At 73.8% G+C, this 19,749-nt stretch carries 15 protein-coding genes; 8 read left to right on the forward strand and 7 right to left on the reverse strand.

The genetic code is table 11. The annotated features are described in order from the left end of the window. Window positions 1-44 precede the first annotated feature (44 nt). Window positions 45-2,576: a serine hydrolase gene (locus ABD358_RS02805; protein WP_344629181.1), complete on the reverse strand. Its 2,532-nt coding sequence runs from the start codon at window positions 2,574-2,576 to the stop codon at window positions 45-47. A 189-nt stretch (window positions 2,577-2,765) separates the two neighbouring features. On the opposite strand from ABD358_RS02805, the gene ABD358_RS02810 reads away from it, so the two are divergent. From ABD358_RS02810 to ABD358_RS02820, 3 genes are all read left to right on the forward strand, one after another. Continuing rightward, window positions 2,766-3,518 (forward strand): GOLPH3/VPS74 family protein, encoded by a 753-nt coding sequence (locus ABD358_RS02810; RefSeq protein WP_344629182.1) that lies wholly within the window; start codon window positions 2,766-2,768, stop codon window positions 3,516-3,518. Between the two features lie 216 nt (window positions 3,519-3,734). Beyond that, complete coding sequence (locus ABD358_RS02815) at window positions 3,735-4,595, forward strand: helix-turn-helix domain-containing protein (protein WP_344629183.1); 861 nt, start codon at window positions 3,735-3,737, stop codon at window positions 4,593-4,595. A gap of 308 nt (window positions 4,596-4,903) precedes the next feature. Beyond that, the gene (locus tag ABD358_RS02820) at window positions 4,904-5,113 is read left to right on the forward strand and encodes a DUF397 domain-containing protein (protein WP_344629184.1); all 210 of its coding nucleotides are present in this window, start codon (window positions 4,904-4,906) and stop codon (window positions 5,111-5,113) included. A 183-nt stretch (window positions 5,114-5,296) separates the two neighbouring features. On the opposite strand, the gene ABD358_RS02825 is transcribed toward ABD358_RS02820, so the two are convergent. Both ABD358_RS02825 and ABD358_RS02830 read right to left on the reverse strand, forming a co-directional pair. Continuing rightward, complete coding sequence (locus tag ABD358_RS02825; RefSeq protein ID WP_344629185.1) at window positions 5,297-6,421, reverse strand: ADP-ribosylglycohydrolase family protein; 1,125 nt, start codon at window positions 6,419-6,421, stop codon at window positions 5,297-5,299. A gap of 177 nt (window positions 6,422-6,598) precedes the next feature. Continuing rightward, window positions 6,599-9,211, reverse strand: a complete 2,613-nt coding sequence (locus ABD358_RS02830) for a bifunctional FO biosynthesis protein CofGH (RefSeq protein ID WP_344629186.1) — start codon at window positions 9,209-9,211, stop codon at window positions 6,599-6,601. A gap of 211 nt (window positions 9,212-9,422) precedes the next feature. Between ABD358_RS02830 and ABD358_RS02835 the strand changes: the two genes are divergently transcribed. From ABD358_RS02835 to ABD358_RS02855, 5 genes are all read left to right on the forward strand, one after another. Beyond that, window positions 9,423-9,866 carry a hypothetical protein gene (locus tag ABD358_RS02835; protein WP_344629187.1) on the forward strand — a complete coding sequence of 148 codons (444 nt, stop codon included), beginning with the start codon at window positions 9,423-9,425 and terminating at the stop codon, window positions 9,864-9,866. A 228-nt stretch (window positions 9,867-10,094) separates the two neighbouring features. Further along, the gene (locus ABD358_RS02840; protein WP_344629188.1) at window positions 10,095-10,568 is read left to right on the forward strand and encodes a hypothetical protein; all 474 of its coding nucleotides are present in this window, start codon (window positions 10,095-10,097) and stop codon (window positions 10,566-10,568) included. 346 nt (window positions 10,569-10,914) lie between these two features. Continuing rightward, window positions 10,915-13,863 (forward strand): SARP-family global regulator AfsR, encoded by a 2,949-nt coding sequence (afsR, locus tag ABD358_RS02845; RefSeq protein WP_344629189.1) that lies wholly within the window; start codon window positions 10,915-10,917, stop codon window positions 13,861-13,863. Window positions 13,864-14,089: 226 nt separating this feature from the next. Beyond that, window positions 14,090-14,239, forward strand: coding sequence for a hypothetical protein (locus ABD358_RS02850; RefSeq protein ID WP_344629190.1), 150 nt, complete (start codon window positions 14,090-14,092; stop codon window positions 14,237-14,239). 195 nt (window positions 14,240-14,434) lie between these two features. Further along, window positions 14,435-14,566, forward strand: coding sequence for a hypothetical protein (locus ABD358_RS02855; protein ID WP_344629191.1), 132 nt, complete (start codon window positions 14,435-14,437; stop codon window positions 14,564-14,566). A 104-nt stretch (window positions 14,567-14,670) separates the two neighbouring features. On the opposite strand, the gene ABD358_RS02860 is transcribed toward ABD358_RS02855, so the two are convergent. The 4 genes from ABD358_RS02860 to ABD358_RS02875 form a co-directional block, all read right to left on the reverse strand. Continuing rightward, window positions 14,671-15,168 (reverse strand): hypothetical protein, encoded by a 498-nt coding sequence (locus ABD358_RS02860; RefSeq protein ID WP_344629192.1) that lies wholly within the window; start codon window positions 15,166-15,168, stop codon window positions 14,671-14,673. A 155-nt stretch (window positions 15,169-15,323) separates the two neighbouring features. Further along, window positions 15,324-15,827, reverse strand: a complete 504-nt coding sequence (locus ABD358_RS02865) for a hypothetical protein (protein ID WP_344629193.1) — start codon at window positions 15,825-15,827, stop codon at window positions 15,324-15,326. 154 nt (window positions 15,828-15,981) lie between these two features. Further along, on the reverse strand, window positions 15,982-18,426 hold the full coding sequence (gene afsK / locus ABD358_RS02870) for a protein serine/threonine kinase AfsK (RefSeq protein ID WP_344629194.1): 2,445 nt from the start codon (window positions 18,424-18,426) through the stop codon (window positions 15,982-15,984). Between the two features lie 191 nt (window positions 18,427-18,617). Further along, window positions 18,618-19,652 (reverse strand): VOC family protein, encoded by a 1,035-nt coding sequence (locus ABD358_RS02875; protein ID WP_344629195.1) that lies wholly within the window; start codon window positions 19,650-19,652, stop codon window positions 18,618-18,620. Window positions 19,653-19,749: the final 97 nt, after the last annotated feature.

Below are 19,749 nucleotides of genomic sequence, written 5' to 3' on the forward strand. Positions count from 1 at the left end.
TACGGCGGCCGGCGCGGGAGAGCGCCGGCCGCCGTACCGGGTGATCACAGGACGCGGGTGAGCTTCGCCCCCACGCCCGGCTCGGTCAGCTCCTCCTGGACCGCCACCGGCACCTTCACCTGGCCCGGACCGCTGCCCACGGTCAGCGTGCCCACGGTCTCGCCGGCCGCGGCCTCGTGCGGGACGCCCTTGCCGCCGTCGGTCAGGGCCAGCTCGGTCTCCACGCCGGGCCAGCCGATCGCCGTGACGTCCTCGGTGGCGACCAGAGGGGTCCGGCCGCCGAGGCCGTCGTCCACGTAGCCCACCACGTCGCCCTTCTTGATGATCTTCTCCGACTCCAGGACCTCCTGGGCGGAGATCATCAGCTCCCGGGTCTCGGCGATGACCGTGTCGATGATCGACGGCTTGTGCTGCCCGAAGACGGCACCGACGATCAGCTGCGTGGTGCCGCCGATCTCCTTCTCGGCCGCGAAGAGGAGGTTGCCTCCGGCGGCGGTGGTGGTGCCGGTCTTGATGCCGACGGCGCCGTTGAACGGGACGAGACCGTTCCAGTTGCGGTGCTCGGTGCCGTTGCGGTCGATGTACTTGGGCAGCTTGACGACCTCCCGGAACACCTCGAAGTCCATCACCTTCTTGCCCAGCTTCACCTGGTCGGCGGCCGTGCTGACGGTGTCCTCCCGCAGCCCGCTGGCGTCGGTGTAGGTGGTGTCGGTCATCCCGAGTTCCTTGGCGGTGTCGTTCATCTTCTTCACGAACGCCTTCTCGGAACCCGCGTCCCAGCGGGCGAGCAGTCGCGCCACGTTGTTCGCGGACGCGATCATCAGGGCGTTGAGCGCCTCGCGGAGGGTGATCTTCTCGCCCTCCTTCACCTCCACGGTCGACTCGCCCTCGGAGCTGAGGCCCGCGTCCTCCTCGGCCTGCCGGTCGACGGGTATCCGGGGGCCCTCCTCGCCCTTCTTCAGCGGGTGGTCGCGCAGGACGATGTAGGCGGTCATCGTCTTCGCCACGCTCGCTATCGGCACCGGCTTCTGCTCCCCGTAGGAGCCGAGGGAACCCAGCCCCTCGACCTCCACGACGGCCTGCCCCTCCGGCGGCCAGGCCAGGGAGGGCTTGTCCCCCTCGAAGGAGTGCGTGGCCGGGACGGTGAGCACCAGCTCCGGCTCGGGCAGCGGACGCACGAGCTGGACGATGGAGAGGATGATCGCCAGCAGCACGACGAGCGGCGACCAGATCTTGATCCGCCGCAGGGCGACGCGCAGCGGGGTGGGCGGCGGAGCGGGCTTGTTCGTCAGCTCCGCCAGCAGCTCCAGCGGCATGTGCGGCGGCAGCGGCTGCTGCTTCGTCCGCTCGGTCTCCGGCAGGTCGGACACCGGCTGCCGCTCGGACGCGCCGGGGGCGCCGGGAGCGTCGGGGGACCTCAGCGGCACGAAGCGGCTGGTCCGCTCCGCGGCGGCCTCCCCGGGCTTCCCGGCCCCGTCCTCCTTGCCGGCCGCGTCCTCCTCGGACGACACGGCGGACGCGCCGGCTGCGGCGGCCTTGGCGGTCCCGCCGCTCTTGGCGTCCTCGTCGGCTTCGGCGGTCCTGTCGGCCTTCACCCCGCCGGTCTTCGTCTCGCCGGTCCTGTCGGCCTCCGCCTCGCCGGTCCCCGCGGCCTCGTCGGAGGGTTCGGCGGCGGGCGCGGGACGGACGGCCCGGAACATCGCGGTGGGCTGGTCGACCGGTTCGCCGTCCTCCGCCTCCCCGGCCCCGGGCTTGTCCTTCCCGGCCTTCCCGGCATCGCCGGACTCGGCGTCTTCCTTCCTGCTTCTGGGCACGCGGAAGATCGCCGTCGTCTGATCGACCGGACGCTGCGGCCCGGACTCGGCTTCGGACTTGGACTCGGCTTCGGGCTCCGGCTCGGTGGCGGGCTCGGGCTTCTCGTCCTTGCCGCCCCCGTCCCGGGCGTCCTCGGTGTCCCGGGCGTCCTCGGCGGGCTCCGTGTCCTCCGGGCCCTCCGGGCCTTCCCCGTCCTCCGGGGCCTTCGCGGCCCGCTCGGCCTCGCCCTCGGGCACCCGGAGGAACGCCGTCGTCCGGTCGACCGGACGCTCCGGCCCGGGCTCGGCCTTCTCCTGCTCGTCCCCGGTCCCCGGCTTCCCGGCGTCCGGCTTCCCGGCCTCGGTCACGTCGTCCGCGGGCGCCTCCGTCCCGGAAGCACCGCCGGCGCCCTCCTCCACCTCGTCCGAGTCATCCGAGTCGTCCGCACCGGCCGTCTCGTCCGCGTCCTGCTCCCCGGGGGCCTCGTCCGCGCGGCTCCCGTCCCCGGCCTCGGCGCCGGCTCTCCCGTCCGCCTTCTCCGGCTCTCCGGAAGCCTCCTCGGCGGCCTCCTCCGGAGCGCCCCCGTCGGGGGACGGCTTTCCGCTCCCGCCGGCCGCCTCCGCGTCCCGGGGCGGCTCCTGCAACGCCACACGGGGGTCGCGGGCCCGCTCGGGAACCGTTTCCGCCTTCCCCGTCGTCTCCCCCGACGACATCTGCTGTTCCGACCTGTCGGGGGACTTGCCCGCCACCGATACCTCCCGCTTGTGTCCGCCACTCGTCATATCAGTAAACAGTGTCCTGAACGCCTGTCCGGGCCCGGTACTCCGGCCCTGTTTCAGGGCTCTGAGGGCCCGCTAAATTGCCAGACGGTAACGACATACCTACCGGTTCCATGACAAAGCCCTCAGGCACTCTCGACAGACCTCTGTGAGAGGGGTCACCCTGTCATGCATCCACGCGGGGAGGCATGGATGGGCAGGAGCCGCAGAACACTTCCGGAGGAGCTTCTGCTGCTGGCCCTGGACCCGGCCACGGGTACCACGGCGCAGCCGCAGTCGCTTGACCTCGGCCTGGCCGGGGCCCAGCTCGTGGAGCTGGCTCTCGCAGGACGGATAGCCCCTGACGGGGATCGCATAGCCGTGGTACTGCCACGGCCGACCGGAGATCCGACACTGGACTCCGCACTGGAGTTGCTGCGCAGGCGCGGCAGCCCCGTGCGCGCGGTCCACTGGATCGGCGGGCCCAGGCTGGGTCTCCGCCAAACCTATCTCACACACCTGGAGCGCTGCGGCATGGTGCATGCCGTATCGGGCCAGATGTGCGGGGTGTTGCCGACGACTCGCTACCAGGCGACGGACACGGCGGTCAGCCGGGAGATCAGGGCCCGGCTGGACAACGCGATCCGCACCGGTGTTCCCCCGGACCCGCGGACCGCCGCGCTCGCCGCCCTGGCCCACGCGATCGGCCTCGGCAAGCACCTCTATCCCGGCAACGAGGGGCGGTCCTCCCGCTCCAGGCTGCGGGACCTGATCAGGCACGACCCGATGGGCGGTCTCGTCGCGCACGCCGTGATGGACGTGCAGAACGGCGTGGCGGCCCAGCCGCGGCGCGCCGCCCCGGCCCGGGGCGGCGCGGTCGCCCGGCCGGCGGCGCGGTCGTCCGCGCCGCAGCCGCTGCCCGGGCAGGCGCGGAGGAGCGGCATGGCCCGCGCGGGCGCCCGCTGACGTCCGCGCACCGCACGGGTTTCACGGTCCGGCCGGACCCGGTCCGGGAGCCGCGAAGCGCGGGGTGGCGTCCGTTCCCCGGAAGGAGAACGGTTTCGCCACCCCGCGCGTGCGCATGCGCACCCTCTGTGCCCGTTTCCCAGCGGAGGGACCGCTGTTGGTGGCAACCTGCTTGGTGAAGAGTGGCAATCGGCCGTAAGCGGAGGTGTGCGCGCCGTGGCGTCCAACGTCAATCCCACCGTCAGAAGGCGTCGGCTGGGGCAGGAGCTGCGCCGGCTCCGCGAGCAGAGGGGCATGACGGCCGAAGAGGTCGCCGAGCGTCTGCTGGTGTCCCAGTCCAAGATCAGCAGGCTGGAGAACGGCCGTCGCAGCATCAGCCAGCGTGACGTCCGCGACCTGTGCAGGGTGTACGAGGTCGAGGACCAGCGCATAGTCGACTCCCTGATGCAGATGGCCAAGGAGTCGAGACAGCAGGGCTGGTGGCACGCGTTCGGCGACATCCCGTACAGCGTGTACATCGGCCTGGAGACGGACGCGGCGTCCCTGCGCGTGTACGAGCCGCAGGTCCTGCCCGGCCTGCTGCAGACCCAGGCGTACGCGGAGGCCGTCGTCACGGGCGCGCTGCCCGAGGCGTCCGCGGCGGACATCGAGAAGCGCGTGAAGGTGCGGATGCGCAGGCAGGAGCGCATCCGTGACACGAAGAACCCGCTGCGGCTGTGGGCGGTGATCGACGAGGCGGCGCTCCGCAGGCTGATCGGCGGGAAGCAGATCATGCGGGAACAGCTGGAGCAGCTCATCGAGTTCTCCCGGCTCCCCCACGTGACGGTGCAGGTGCTGCCCTTCTCGATGGGAGCGCACCCGGGCGTCAACGGCCAGTACGCGATCCTGGAGTTCCCGGACGCCACGGACTCGACGGTGGTCTACCTGGAGGGCGTTACCAGCGACCTCTACCTGGAGAAGGCCGGCGACGTGCAGAAGTACAGCGTGATGTACGAGCACCTGCGGGCGCAGGCCCTCAACCCCGAGCAGACGCGGGAGTTCGTCGAGCGGATCGCCAAGGAGTACACCCAGGGCTGACGGCGCGCGCAGGCGGCGTCCCGGCCGGCCGCCTGGTCCGGTCGTGCGGTGCGGTCGCCTGGCCCTGTCGTCCCGTCCGGTCGTGCGGTGCGGGCGCCGCGCGAAGGGCCGGACGCGCGCCTCGTGCCGGGGGACGACGCAGCAAGCTACACCCTGGTCGGGCCGGTGTGAAGGGTGTTCCGGAATATGCCATTCGGTCGGGTGAACAGTGGCTTTGGAGGGCCGAGCCGGGGGGTACCGTCGGCCGCGTGCCGGGTCGGCCCGGCGCTTTTCGCACTGTCCACCCTCTGGAAGGAACCGGAGCAGACATGGCCATCCGACAGGGCATGACCGACGACTGGACCAAGTCCAGCTACTCCACCGGCAACGGCGCGTGCGTGGAGGTGAAGTCCCCGGAGCCGCAGGCGGTCGCCGTACGCGACTCCAAGGTCCCGCAGGGGCCGTCGCTGGCCTTCGTCCCGCGCTCGTGGACCGCTTTCGTGGACGCCGTCGGCCGGGACGCCCTCATCCGCGGCTGAGGCGACCGCGCCGACGCGGCACGGTGGCGCACGGGCGCTCCGACCCGTACGGCGCCGCACCGCCCCGCGTCACGGCACACCGCCGACCGAAGCCCTCTCGTCTGGTCCGCCGTCCCGGCCGAGGGGGCTCGGCACGTTCCGGGCCCGCGCCGTCCCGCTTCCGGGGCGGCCGGGCCCGGCCGCTCAGGCCCGCGGGTAGCGGGTCAGCCAGCCCGGCGAGCCGCTCGGGGTGGCCGGGGTGTGGAGGGCGGGCCCCTGGGTCATCTCCATGGCGAAGTCGTCGGCCAGCTCCAGGATCGTGGCGCGGCCCTCCAGTTCGGCGACCCAGTCGGCCGGCAGGGCCGTCTCCCCGTGGAGGACTCCCAGGAGGTTGCCGCAGACCGAACCGGTGGAGTCGGAGTCGCCGCCGTGGTTCACGGCGAGCAGCAGGCCGTGCCGCACGTCCTCGGCGACCAGCGCGCAGTACACCCCGATGGCCAGGGCCTCCTCGGCCGTCCAGCCCTCCCCCAGCGACTGCACGCGCTCCGCGGTCGGCAGCCCCTGGCGTACGGCGGCCAGGGCCTGTTCGAGGGCCTCGGTGGTCTCCTCGTGCCCGGGATGGGCCGCCAGGTGCTCCAAGGAGCGCCGTACGGCGGCGTCCAGGCTCTCGCCGCGGGTGACGGCGTGGACGATGAGGGCGAAGGCGCCGGCCGCCAGGTAGCCGGTGGGGTGGCCGTGGGTCTGGACGGCGCACTCGACGGCGAGCTGGAAGACGAGCTGCGGCTCCCAGCCGACGAGCAGCCCGAAGGGGGCGGAGCGCATGACGGTGCCGCAGCCCTTGGAGTCGGGGTTCTTCGGCGCCTCCAGGGTGCCCATCCGGTCGTCGGCGAGTCCGGTCAGGCAGGCACGGCCGGGGGCGCGCCGCGAGTACAGCCACTCCTGGCGGGCCAGCCAGCCGTCCTCCTTCCTGCGCTCGTCCGGGCCCCAGTCCCGCTGGGTGGCGGCCCAGCGGCGGTAGGCGGCGTGCACGTCGGTCGGCGGGTGCCAGGCTCCGGTGTCGCGCCGCACGTGGGCGCGGATGAGCCCGTCGACGGTGAACAGGGTCATCTGGGTGTCGTCGGTGACGGCTCCGCGCCGCCCGTAGGCCGGCACGTAGTCGGTCACGCCCTGGGGGCCGTGGGCGGCGCGGATGGTTTCGAGGGAGTCGAACTCGATGCCCGCGCCGAGCGCGTCGCCGATGGCGCCGCCGAGCAGGCAGCCTCGCACGCGGCTGCGGAAGTCCTGCTGTTCGGCGCGGCCCCATATGCCGGCGCCCGATGTCGCGGTCACCGTGCCGTCCCCTCCGTCCGTCCGGTGCTCTTCCCGCCTCGGTCCGCACTGTAGTGGACCGTCGCCGGCCGGCGACGGGCGGAAACCGGCCGGGTGCCGGACGGACACCGCCAGGACACCGGGCCGTCACCCGGAGGCCGGGGTGCGGGCGGAGGACCGGCCGCACCCCGGCCGCTCTCAGTCGTCGAGCACCGGCAGCAGCTCGGGGAGGTGGCCGTCGGAGGCCAGGGCGGCCCGCACCCGCTCCTCGGGCACCTCCCCGTAGGTGGTGGTGCGGGGGCGGGCCGGACGGCCGGCGGCCTCGGCGATGGCCACGAGGTCCCGCACCGAGCGGTAGGAGCCGTAGGAGGAGCCCGCCATGCGGGAGATGGTCTCCTCCATCAGCGTGCCGCCCAGGTCGTTGGCTCCGGAGCGGAGCATCTCGGCGGCGCCCTCGGTGCCCAGCTTCACCCAGCTCGTCTGGATGTTGGGGATGTGCGGGTGCAGCAGGAGGCGGGCCATCGCGGTCACCGCGCGGTTGTCGCGCATCGTGGGCCCCGGACGGGCGATGCCCGCGAGGTAGACCGGGGCGTTGGTGTGGACGAACGGCAGCGTGACGAACTCCGTGAACCCGCCCGTCTCCTGCTGGATGCGGGCCAGCAGCCGCAGGTGGCCGAGCCAGTGCCGCGGCTGGTCCACGTGCCCGTACATCATCGTGGAGGAGGAGCGGATGCCCAGTTCGTGCGCGGTGGTGACCACCTCGACCCAGGTGGCGGTGGGCAGCTTCCCCTTGGTGAGGACCCAGCGCACCTCGTCGTCCAGGATCTCCGCGGCCGTCCCCGGGATGGTGTCGAGTCCGGCCTCCCGGGCGGCCGTCAGCCAGTCGCGGATCGACATGCCGGTGCGGGTCGCGCCGTTGACGACCTCCATCGGGGAGAAGGCGTGGACGTGCATGCCCGGCACGCGGTCCTTCACCGCCCTGGCGATGTCGAAGTAGGCGGTGCCGGGCAGGTCCGGATGGATGCCGCCCTGCATGCACACCTCGACCGCGCCGACGTCCCACGCCTGCTGCGCGCGGTCGGCGACCTGCTCCAGGGAGAGGGTGTAGGCGTCGGCGTCGGTGCGGCGCTGCGCGAAGGCGCAGAAGCGGCAGCCGGTGTAGCAGACGTTGGTGAAGTTGATGTTGCGGGTGACGATGTACGTCACGTCGTCGCCGACGGTGTCGCGCCGCACGTCGTCCGCGATCCGGCACAGCGCGTCCAGGGCCGGGCCGTCGGCGTGCAGCAGGGCCAGGGCCTGGTCGTCGGTGAGGCGGGTGGGGTCGTCGGCGGCGGTGGCGAGCGCGGCGCGCACGTCGGCCTCGATGCTCCCTCCCGGCCCGCCGCCGGACGGGCCGGACGCAGAGGCTTCGGAGGCGGCGCTCTCGCGCAGCGCCTCCCAGTCGCCGTACACCTCGTCGAAGTCCCCGCGGCGGTCGCCGGTGCGGCCCTCGGTGTCGACGGCGCGGTGCAGGTCGGTGCGGCCGGCGGCGGTGAAGACCTCCTCGGGCTCCTGCCAGGGGCGTCCGGTGACGACGGCGTCCTCGCGGGCCAGGCCGGTGGCCGGATCGGCCAGGGCCGTCACGTGCGGCAGCAGCCGGGGGTCGAGCCAGGGCTCGCCGCGCCGGACGAACTCCGGGTAGACGGTGAGGCGTTCGCGGAGCTCGAAGCCGGCGGCGCGGGTGCGCTCGGCGAGGTCGTCGATCTGCGGCCAGGGCCGCTCGGGGTTGACGTGGTCGGGGGTGAGCGGGGAGACCCCGCCCCAGTCGTCGATCCCCGCGCCGATCATCAGCGCGTACTCGGAGTCCACCAGGTTCGGCGGGGCCTGGATGCGGGCGGCGGGACCGAGGACGTGCCGGGCGACGGCGACGGCGGCGGCCAGTTCCTCCAGTTCGGCGTCGGGCATGCCGCGCATGGCCGTGCCGGGCTTGGCGCGGAAGTTCTGCACGATGACTTCCTGGATGCCGCGGTACGCCCGCTGGACGCGGCGGATCGCGAACAGCGACTCCGCGCGCTCGGTGTACGTCTCCCCGATGCCGATGAGGATGCCGGTGGTGAACGGGACGGAGGAGCGCCCCGCGTCCTCCAGCACCCGCAGCCGCACCGCCGGCTCCTTGTCGGGCGAGCCGTGGTGCGGGCCGCCCGGCTCGGACCACAGCCGGGTGGCGGTGGTCTCCAGCATCATGCCCATCGACGGCGCGACCGGCTTCAGGCGCTGGAGGTCCGTCCACGACAGCACACCGGGGTTGAGGTGCGGGAGCAGGCCGGTCTCCTCCAGCACCCGGATCGCCATGGCGCGGACGTAGGCGAGGGTGTCGTCGTAGCCGTGGGCGTCCAGCCACTCGCGGGCCTCGGGCCAGCGCTCCTCGGGCCGGTCGCCGAGGGTGAACAGCGCCTCCTTGCAGCCCATCGCCGCGCCCCGGCGGGCGATGTCGAGCACCTCGTCCGGGGAGAGGTACATGTCCCGCCCCTCGCGGCGCAGCTTTCCCGGCACGGTGACGAACGTGCAGTAGTGGCAGCGGTCGCGGCACAGGCGGGTGAGCGGGATGAAGACCTTGCGCGAGTAGGTGATCACCCCCGGGCGTCCCGCCGCCTCCAGTCCGGCGTCCCGCACCCGGGCGGCGGAGGCCATCAGGTCGGCGAGGTCGTCGCCGCGCGCCTGGAGCAGTACGGCGGCCTCGGCGGTGTCGAGCGCCACACCGTCGCGGGCCCGTCTGAGCGCGCGGCGCATGGCGTTGGCGGTGGGGGCCGACGGTGTGCTGCTCGAAGTCATGTCCCGAGCATACGAGCGCCCCCCGGTGCGCTCCGGAGCGGCCGTGCGGGCGTTCTCGCGCCACGCGCCCTCCGCGGCCGGGTGTACCGGCCCGGGCGGAGCGGGCAGGAGGACGGCAGCGGTGTCCGGCGTTCCCGGGTGTCCCGTGCGGTGCCGGCGGTCCGGGGTCGCTGCTCGCCGTCCTCTGCCCGTGCCGTCCCCGGAGGGAACCGTGCGCGTCATCGCCGTCCTCACCCTGTTCGCCGCCCTGCTGACGGGCGCTCTCGCCCTCGCCCACGCCGCGTCCCCGGCCGGCGCGCACGCCGCGGAGCCGGCCCGCACCACCGCGGCCGCAGGGGATTCCGGGACGCGTGCCATGGTTCCCGCCCGGACCTCGGGCGGCACGACCTCCGCCAGCAGCGTCGGCGGCATCGGCGTCTCGAGCGGTATGAGCAGCATGGGCGGCATGGGCGTCTCAAGCGGCATGAGCAGCATGGGCGGCACCGCCGGCACGACCTCCACCATCGGCACGAGTTCCACGAGCGGCACGAGTTCCACGGGCGGTACTGGCGGCGTGCGGTGGCCCGGCGGCGCGACGGCCGCGTACGCCCTGGTGATCGTCGTCGCACTGCTGATCGTCTGCGCGCTCGTCTCCAAGCTGTTCCACCAGTGGTGAGCGGGACCGCGGGACGCGCCGGGAGACGGCGCCCGGTCCCGGGCTCCCGACGCCTCCGCGGACGGCCCCGGTGCGGTGACCGGCCGGGACGGTGACGAGGACAACGGCAGCCCGGTGCATCCGCGGGGGCCCCGGCCTCGTCTATGCTTCCGGACTTCCGCTCCCGGCCCCGTAGGCCGGGCTCTTCCGTCCTGCCGCCCGCAACCGCTCAGTCCACCGGGGGAACACATGCGCACCGCCACCGTCCTCGCCCTGCTCGGCGCCCTGCTGGTGGGCGCGCCCGCCGCCCATGCCGCGGCCGCCGCTCCCGCCACGACCACCGCGGCCACCGGGGACGCCGAGGTGCGCGCGGTGGCTCCCGCGCGGTCCGGTGGTTCGAGCGGAGGCGGCCGGGGCGGCGGCGGGTCGATGAAGTCCGGCACCTCGGGGACCTCCGGCGCGAAGAGGACCTCGGGGGGGTCGGGGGCGTCGGGGACTTCCGGCGGGTCGAGCACGTCGGGGACGACCGGCACCTCCGGGACGACGGACACCTCCGGAACGTCCGGTTCCCCCTATCCGCCGAAGGAGGTCGCGAAGTCCAAGAAGAAGAAAAAGAAGGGCGGCAACTGGATCGCCGCGGTGGTGATCGGCGGGTCCGTCCTGCTGTTCGCCGCCCTCGTGGTGTTCCTCCTGCTGAGGAAGCGGAAGGGTGACCGCGACTGATCCGGCGTCATGCGGATCCGGCCGGCGCGGACCGGAATCGTCCGCGGCCCTTTCCCCGCCCGTCACGTCGGTGTGGGACGGTGACGGGACCGCGTCCGGCACGGCGGGACGGGACCGGCGTCCGCCGGCGCCGCACGCCGTCCGGCGCACCCGCGAACGCCGATCTCCTTACCATTGAAGCAATATGGCGATCCGTCAGATATGAAGGCATCTGTCGAGGCAGTTGGCTATCGGTTCTGTCGCGGGTTTGCAATGACTGTGGGGAGAGCCCAGGGCATGGCTGACGTACCGACCCTCGGCAAGGCACACTGACCGCTGCGGGTCGACACACTTCGCAGGGGGCACCATGGACGGCGAGGGGCACACGGGACGCGAGCGACAGCAGCCGGACAACCGCCACCACCGGCTGCGATTCGCCGTACTGGGGCCCGTACGCGCCTGGCGTGACGGCAAGGCCGTGAACGTCGGCTCCCCGCAGCAGCGCGCCCTGCTGGCCGCGCTGCTGCTGCGCGGCGGGCAGACGGCGACCGCGCAGGAGCTGGTGGACGCGCTGTGGGGCGAGGAACCGCCGCAGCGGGCCCTGGCCGCGCTGCGCACCTACGCCTCCCGGCTGCGCAAGGCGCTGGGGGCCGAAGCCCTGATCAGCGAGTCCGGCGGCTATGCGATCCGGCTGGGGCCGGACACCGAACTGGACGTGGACACCGCGACCGCCCGGGCCTCCGAGGCGGAGAAGGCCGCCTCCGGCGGGGACGCCCTCCGGGCGCGGGAGCTGTACGGCGAGGCGCTGGCCTGCTGGAACGGCGAGACGCTCGCCTCCGTCCCCGGCCCGTACGCCGAGAACCAGCGGACCCGGCTGGAGGAGTGGCGGCTGTCCCTGCTGGAGCACCGCCTCGACCTCGACCTGCTGCTGGGCTTCCACGCCGAGGCGGTCAGCGAGCTGACCGCCCTGACCGCCGAGCACCCGCTGCGCGAGCGGCTGCGGGAGCTGCTGATGCTGGCGCTGTACCGCAGCGGACGGCAGGCCGAGGCGCTCGCCGTCTACGCCGACACCCGGCGGCTGCTCGCCGAGGAGCTGGGAGTGGACCCCCGGCCGGAGCTGGCGGAGCTCCAGCGCCGCATCCTCCAGGCCGACGAGGAGCTCGCCCGTCCCACCGGGGACTCCGCGTCCCAGGACCGGGCCACCTTCGTACGTCCCGCCCAGCTCCCGGCCACCGTCCCGGACTTCACCGGCCGGACCGCCTTCGTGACGGAGCTGGCCGACCAGCTGGCCACCGCGGAGACCCGGATCATGGCGGTCTCGGCGGTGGCGGGCATCGGCGGGGTGGGCAAGACCACCCTGGCCATCCACGTCGCCCACGCCGCCCGCGACCGGTTCCCCGACGGGCAGCTCTACGTCGACCTCCAGGGCGCCGGGCCGTCCCCGGCCGAACCCGAGACCGTCCTCGGCTCCTTCCTGCGGGCCCTGGGCGCCCCGGACTCCACGATCCCCGAGGGCGTGGAGGAACGGGCCGCGCTCTACCGCTCGCTGCTGGCCGGACGCCGCATCCTGACCCTGCTGGACAACGCCCGCGACGCCGCCCAGATCCGCCCCCTGCTGCCGGGCACCGAGGGCTGCGCGGCACTGATCACCAGCCGGGTGCGGATGGTGGACCTGGCCGGAGCGCACCTGGTGGACCTGGACGTCATGAGCCCCGAGGAGGCCATGACGCTGTTCACCAGGATCGTCGGCGAGGAGCGGGTGCGGGCCGAGCGCGAGGCCGCCATGGACGTGGTCGCGGCCTGCGGGTTCCTGCCGCTGGCCATCCGCATCGCCGCCTCCCGGCTGGCCGCCCGCCGCACCTGGACGGTGTCGGTGCTGGCGAGCAAGCTCGCCGACGAACGCCGCCGGCTGGACGAGCTCCAGGCCGGGGACCAGGCGGTCAAGGCCACCTTCGAACTGGGCTACAGCCAGCTGGAGCCCGAGCAGGCCCGCGCCTTCCGCCTGCTCGGGCTGGCCGACGGCCCGGACATCTCCGTCCACGCAGCCGCCGCCCTGCTGGACCGCTCCCCGGGGGAGACCGAGGACCTGCTGGAGTCCCTGGTCGACATCTCCCTGCTGGAGTCGGCCGCCCCCGGACGCTACCGCTTCCACGACCTGGTGCGGCTCTACGCGCGTGCCTGCGCCGAACGGGACGAGGACCCGTCCTCGGACCGGTCCGCGGCGCAGTCCCGGCTGCTGGACTTCTACCTGGCCACGGCGGCCGGGGTGTTCGCCCTGGAACGCCCCGGCGACCGCACGGCCGAGCACCTCGCGGCCACCGAGCACCCCGGCCTGGTCTTCGACGACCGTGCCACCGCACTGGACTGGCTGTTCTCCGAGGCCGACTGCCTCCTGGCGTGCGTGGAGCAGGCGGCGCACGGTGCCACGCTGCGCCGTGCGGCGGACCTGCTGATCGCCTCCAAGGACCTGGCCGACTCCGGTATCCACTCGCTGCGCTACGAGCGGTCCGCCACCGTCGTCTGCAGGGCCGCGCGAGCCGCCGGGGACGCCTGGGCCGAAGGCCGCGCCCGGATCATGCTCACCCACGCGTACACGGTGGCGGGCCGTTTCGGCCAGGCCGACGACAACGCGCGGCACGCCATGGAGCTGGCCCGGGCCACCGGCGATCCGGTCGCCGGCTGCTACGCGCCCAACGACCGCGGTATCGCCGCCATCTACCAGGGGAACTACGAGAACGGCGAGGTCTGCCTGAACCAGGCCATCGACGCCTTCCGCGCGGACGGCAACCGCACCGGCGAGGCCAGCGCGCTGTGCAACCTCTCCCGCATCCACCTGGCGCTGGGACGGACCGACAGTGCGATCCGGCTCGCCGAACAGGGTGTGGCCATCTACGCCGACATGGGACTCAACCTGCGTCTGGCCAACGGCCGTTACGCGCTGGGACTCGCCCTGACCAGCGCCGGGCGCCCCGCCGAGGCACTCGACCAGCTCAACCAGGCCCTCGCGCTCTTCCACAGCAGCCGCCAACCGCTGTGGGAGGGCGTGACCCATCTGCGGATGGCCGAGGCCCACCTCTCGGCCCGTCGCCCCGCGCAGGCCGCCACCCACGCCGAGCAGGCCCTCGCGCTGCGCGGCATCGGCGGGGAGTGGCGGCGCGGGACCGTGCTGACGGTCCTGGGGCGCGCGCTGGACGCGCTGGGCCAGACGGACCGGGCCCGTGCCTGCTGGCAGGACGCCCTGGACATCTTCGAGTCCCTGAAGTCCCCCGAGGCGGCCGAGGTGCGGAAGCTCCTGTCGCCGGCCGTCGCCGCGTAAACGGGCCGCTCTCATCCGCCTCTTCGGCGTTCATCGATCGTTTATCGCCGTCCGACATGCTTGTTCATGTCGATCCGCCGCGTCGGGGGGCAGGCGGGTCGGCGGGCCCACGGCCCTGCACAACGGGTCTGAGCGGCCCGGAGGAGCACGTCCGGCGGCCCTCGGGGGAGCCGCCGGGCGTGCTCGGGCAGAGTCGCCCTCGCCACCACACCAAGGAGTTGGCCGAATGAGCGAGACCACCAAGAAGCCCGTCACCGACGGTCCGCAGCGCGACAACCACGCCTCGGCTCCCGGCAGCGGTGCTACGGCGACTCCGGCTCCTGCGGAGGGCGGGACCACCGCCCCGGAGACCCAGGCGGCCGAGAGCAACGCGTAACAGACCACACATCACGGGGGTACGCGGGACCGGTCCCGACGGCACAGGGGGGAGCCGTCGTGGCCGGTCCCTGCCATGTGTGGCGGAACGATTACCCGACACTTGAGCACAGGTGTGGAGACACACGAGCGCGCAGCGGCTACCTTCACCCTGCGGCCGAGAATCCCTGCCCCCGGCTCACGACTAGGAGTTGGCATGAACTACGCGAAGAAGGTCCTGACCACTCTGGCCCTGGCGGCGGTGGCCGTGGTCGGCGTCGGCACGGGGCCGGCGCTGGCCGACAACCACATCTCCAGCCCTTCCCCCTCCCAGCCCCTCGGAGGCTGAGGAAGCTCCCTCGCCAGGGCCGTCCGCGTACCGGCCGGGGCGGAACCGTCGACACGGTTCCGCCCCGGTTCGCTGTGGGGCCGCACGGCCGGCCCGTGGCGGCGTCAGTACTTGGAGGCCCTGCTGACCTCGCACTCGGTGACCTCGGAGCCGTCCCCGGTGCCGGTGTAGATCCCGGTGGCCTCGGCGGTGGCGGTCCCCCCGGCCGGCACCTGGAAGCCGGTGACGAAGGCGGTGCCCCAGTCCTGGTCCCGGGCGTCCTCGAACTCGACGGTGATGTTGTACATCGCGTCGGAGAGTCCGGTGGAGTTGTCGACCCGCAGCCGGGCGGTCACCTTCCGGTCGGCAGCGCTCACCTGGCAGTCCTCGATGGTGATGTCGTTCTCGGCGCTGTTCCTGGTGCTGCTGCCGCCGCTGCTGCCGCTGCCGGAGGACCCTCCGCCGGTGGTGGACCCTCCGCTGGTGATCCCCCCGGACGTGGACGTCGACGAGCTGTCGTGGCCGTCTCCGGAGCAGCCGCCTCCGCCCGACTTGCGTGCCCCCGTCAGGGCCACCAGCACGACGGCGGTGACGGCGACCACTCGAACATGGCGAAGCTTCACGCTTCATCCCCCTGTGAGAAGAAAGTGCTGTGGAGCGCACGAGCATACGAGTGTCGCGTGCATGCCATTCGATGGCGCGGAGCGCCCCCGGGGGGCGCTCCGCATTCCGGAACCACGCGGAAACGGGCCCGGCGGTTCCGCCCGCCGGGAACGGATCAGTACACGTCGCCGAGGCGGCAGTCCCTCACCCGGGACGCCAGGGCCGGTTCTTCCGGCTTCACCTCGACGCGCTTGGTCTCGCCGGCCTTCAGCCGCACGTACTCCAGACCGGTGTCGACGACGTCCCCGGCCGAGTCGAGGAAGTCGACGGAGACCAGGTAGCTGTCGGTCTCGCCCCGGGAGGTCAGCTTGACCACGGTCTTCCCGCTCTCGGCGATGCAGCTGACGATCTCGGCGTCCGGCTCGCGGTCGCGCGAGGAACCGGAGCCGGACGAACCGGACGAACCGGAGGAACTGCTGCCGCCGCTCGTCCCGTTGTACCGGTAGCCGGAGCTGCTGCTGGAGCTGTCCTTGCCGCAGCCGCCGCCACCGCTGCCGCCGCTCCTGCTGCCGCCGCCCTTGCCTCCGCCGCTGCGGGCCAGGCTGAATCCCGACAGGGCCAGCATCACGGCGGTCACGACCGCCACCAGCTTCAGATGACGCCTCACACGACTGTGCATGTCCGGATCTCCCCCGAGGTACGTACGGTGCGCGCTCACGCACCCGGCGTGAACTCCTGGCAGTTCTACCAGGGTTCACGCGGCATCCCCCCACCGGGGTTCCATCCGCCGGTGTTCCACCCGGCGGAACACCGGCGGCGGGACGTGCCGGATGTCAGGAACGCGGCTGCCCCGTTCCCTTGGCGGCGTCCAGGGCGTAGACGCAGCGGTCCCGGCTGCACGCGTACACCACACCGCCCGCCACCACCGGCGACCCGGTGATCTCGCCGTCCGTGGCGAGCTTCCAGCGGAGCCGGCCCCCGACCGCGTCCAGCGTGTACAGGCAGTGGTCCGCCGAGCCGAAGTGGACCCGGCCGTCCGCCACCACCGGGGCCCCGGTGATCTCACCGCCCGTCGCGAAGCGCCAGCGCGGGGTGCCGCTGACCGCGTCCAGCGTGTAGAGCGCGCTGCCGCTGCCGAGGTGGACCAGCCCGTCGGCCACCACCACCGGCTCGGTGGACTGGCGGGCCTCGGTGGCGATCCGCCAGCGGTCGTGGCCGTTGACCGCGTCCAGCGCGTACACCGTGCCCAGGTAGTCCGCCAGGTAGACGCCGCCGCCCGCGATGGCCGCGCCCGGCGCGAACGCGGGCGGGCACAGGAACGCGGCGGGCGCGTCGAAGCGCCACCGCTCCGTGCCGCTCGCCGCGTCCAGCGCGAAGACCCGCGACCCCGCGCTCACGTACACGACCCCGTCGTCGGCGGGCAGCACCCGCACCGCGACGCCGCCGGTGACCGAGGTGTCCCCGACCGGGTACGACCACCGCTCGGCGCCCGTGCGCGCGTCCAGCGCGTACAGCCGCCCGTCGCCCCACACATAGGCCGTGCCCGCCCGGAGCACCGGGCCCGCCTCGGGGGTCTCGAAGTCCGTCTGCGCGCCCGACAGCTCCCACAGGCGCTCGCCGGTCGCGGCCTCCCACGCCTGGACGCCGCCGCCCCGGGTGGCGGTGACGACCGTGCCGCGGTCGGCCCGCAGCGCGTACACCCAGCCGTCCGTCGACAGCCGCCAGTGCTCGGAGCCGTCCCTGGCGCTCAGCGCGTACAGGCTGGGGCCGTCTGAGGCGTGCACCCGGCCGTTGCTGACGGCCATCGACCACGCCACCTCGCGGGTCTTGAACTGCCGGCGCCCGGTCGCCACGTCCAGGGCGTGGACCTCGAAGGAGGTGACGTACAGCAGGCCGTCCGCGACGACCGGCGTGCCCCACACGTCGTTGGACATCCGGAAGCGCCACGGCCGCCAGCGCGGCGGCGCGGAGGTCTCGTCCGGGGACGGGGTGTGGGCCACGGTCGCGCCGGCGCTGCCCGCGCCGCCCGTCGCGGGGGCGCCGCCGGGCGCGCGCAGCACCCACGACGTGGCGCCGCCGACCTCGGTCCGCCGGCTCAGCGCCCGTCTCGGTCCGGGGCCGATCGGCACCTGGGTGCCCGGCAGCCGCACGGGACCGTCCTGGGGGGCGTGCGCGGGGACCGGCGGAGGCGCGGGGGCGTGCGGAGGCGGCGGGGGCACGGTGCGGGGCGGGGCGGCCACGGCCGCTCCTCCGCCGCGCGGGTCGACCGCCGGGGAGCGCCAGTCGGGGGTGGGCCCGGCATTCGCCGGGGCCGGAGCGGGAGCCGGGGCCGGAGCGGGCGCGGGCTCCGGACTCCGCGCGGGCGGACGCACGGGCCGTGCCCGCCCGCCCCGGTGCCGCTCGATCAGCTCGACCGCGCCGGCCGGCAGCCACGCCGACGCCGTACCGCTGTCGTCGCTGCCCGAGGAGAACAGGTGCGGGGCGAGCTGGGCCTGGAGGTCCGCCGGGGTGGGCCGCTGCTCGGGCTCCATCCGCATGCAGGACTCGATGAGCGGCCTCAGCTCGTCGGGCAGCCCCTCCAGGTCCGGGCTCTCGCGCAGCAGCATGAAGACGGTCTCGACCGGGTTGGCGCCGTGGTAGGGAGGGTGCCCGGTGGCCGCGAACACCAGGGTCGAGCCCAGGGAGAAGACGTCGCTGGCGCCCGTCACGCTGCGCGAGTCCCGCGCCTGCTCGGGCGACATGTAGGAGGGGGTGCCGACGGCGACGTTGGTCATCGTCAGCCGGGTGTTGGACACCCCGGAGGCGATACCGAAGTCGATCACCCGCGGGCCGTCCTCCACCACCAGCACGTTGGACGGCTTCAGGTCCCGGTGGACCAGGCCCGCCCCGTGGATGGACTGGAGCGCCTCGGCGACCCCGGCGGCCAGCCAGCGGACGGCCTGCGCCGGGAGCGGCCCGCACTCGTTGACTATCTCCTCCAGGGACGGCGCGGGCACGTACGCGGTCGCCAGCCACGGCACCGCGGCACGCGGGTCGGCGTCCACGACGGCGGCCGTGTAGAAGCCGCTGACCGCGCGGGCCGCCTCCACCTCGCGGGTGAAGCGGACGCGGAAGAGCTGGTCCTCGGCGAGTTCGGAGCGCACCGTCTTGATCGCCACGCGCCGCCCGGAGGCCGAGCGGGCCAGGTAGACCAGCCCCATCCCCCCGGCGCCGAGCCGGCCGAGCACCTCGAACGGGCCGATCCGCCGCGGATCGTGCTGCGTCAGCTGCTCCACCACTTGCCTGCCACCTCCCCGTAGGGGCGGCGAACGCCGCCCCTTGCAGCTTCTCACCGCCGTACCGGTCCCCGCGGTCCGACTGCGATTCTTCCTGGCGGAGCCCCCGGTTGCGAACCGGGGGGCGGTGAGTCGCCCGATCCGGGTCCGGCGGAGGCCGTCGCCGCGCCCCTCGCCGCCTTCCGGGAGACCGTTCAGGAGGCCGTGGAGGTGTCGAGGACTCCGAAGCGCGCGCCCTGGTTGTCCATGAGGACGGCGTACCGTCCGAAAGGCGTGTCCCGGGGACCCTCGACCGTCCGGCCCCCCAGGCGCACCGTCGTCCGGACCGCGGCGTCGCAGTCGGCGACCGCGAAGTAGACGAGGAAGTGGGCCGGCATCTCCACCGGGTACGTGTCGTCGATCATGGTACGGCTGCCGACGGCGTACGCGTCGTCGGCCGGCGCCCCGGCGGGGACCCAGACCATCACGTCCGAGGCGGCGTCCGGGGAGACGTCCGGGGCGGTCTCCGGGGAGGCGTCCGAGGGGGTGTCCGGGGCGCCCGCCCCCTCCCCGGCCTCCCGGAGCACGGCGTCCTCCGGCTCCCCGGGGATCTCGGCCTCCGCGACCTCCACGGCCGCCACGGTCTCCGCCGTCCCCGCCGTCCCCGCCGTCGCCGCGGCGGCGTCCTCCGGGGCCGTCCGCTCCCGCTCCGGGGCTTCCGCGGCCTCCCCCGCTCCCCGGCCGGCCGGGTACATGCCGAAGCCGAAGACCTCCGCGTAGAAGGCGTCCACGGCCGCCTTCTCCCGGGTGCAGACCTCCGTCCACACGTACGAGCCGGGCCTGCGCGTCACCTCGAAGCCCGCCAGCGTGCCCCGCTGCCACAGGCCGAAGGCCGCGCCGCCCGGATCGACGGCCGTCGCCACCGTCCCGGCCGTGCCCACCGGCGCGGGCTCCGTGACGAGCTGTCCGCCCGCCGCGCGGACGCGCTCGGCGGCCGCCCAGGCGTCGGAGGCGGCGAAGTAGACCGTCCACGCCGTGGGGAGCCTGCCGTCCGGTTTGTGCGACAGTCCGGCGGCCCGGCCGCCGTCGAGGCGGGCCACGGTGTAGGACCCCCGTGCGGGCGGTGCGGGATCACCGTAGGTCCAGCCGAAGAGCTCACCGTAGAAACGCTTGCCCGCCTCCAGGTCGGGGAGCATCGCATCGGTCCAGCAGGGCGTGCCCTCCGCGAACGCGGCTCCGGGGTCGGCCATCGTCCGATTCCCTTCCGTACTGTCCTGTCCCGATACACGAACGCTATCCGTGTATCACCCTTTGTGCAGGGCCACACCCCATTTGGGTTCTGTCGAA

It is taken from the genome of Streptomyces glaucosporus (assembly GCF_039533345.1).
Classification (GTDB): domain Bacteria; phylum Actinomycetota; class Actinomycetes; order Streptomycetales; family Streptomycetaceae; genus Streptomyces; species Streptomyces glaucosporus.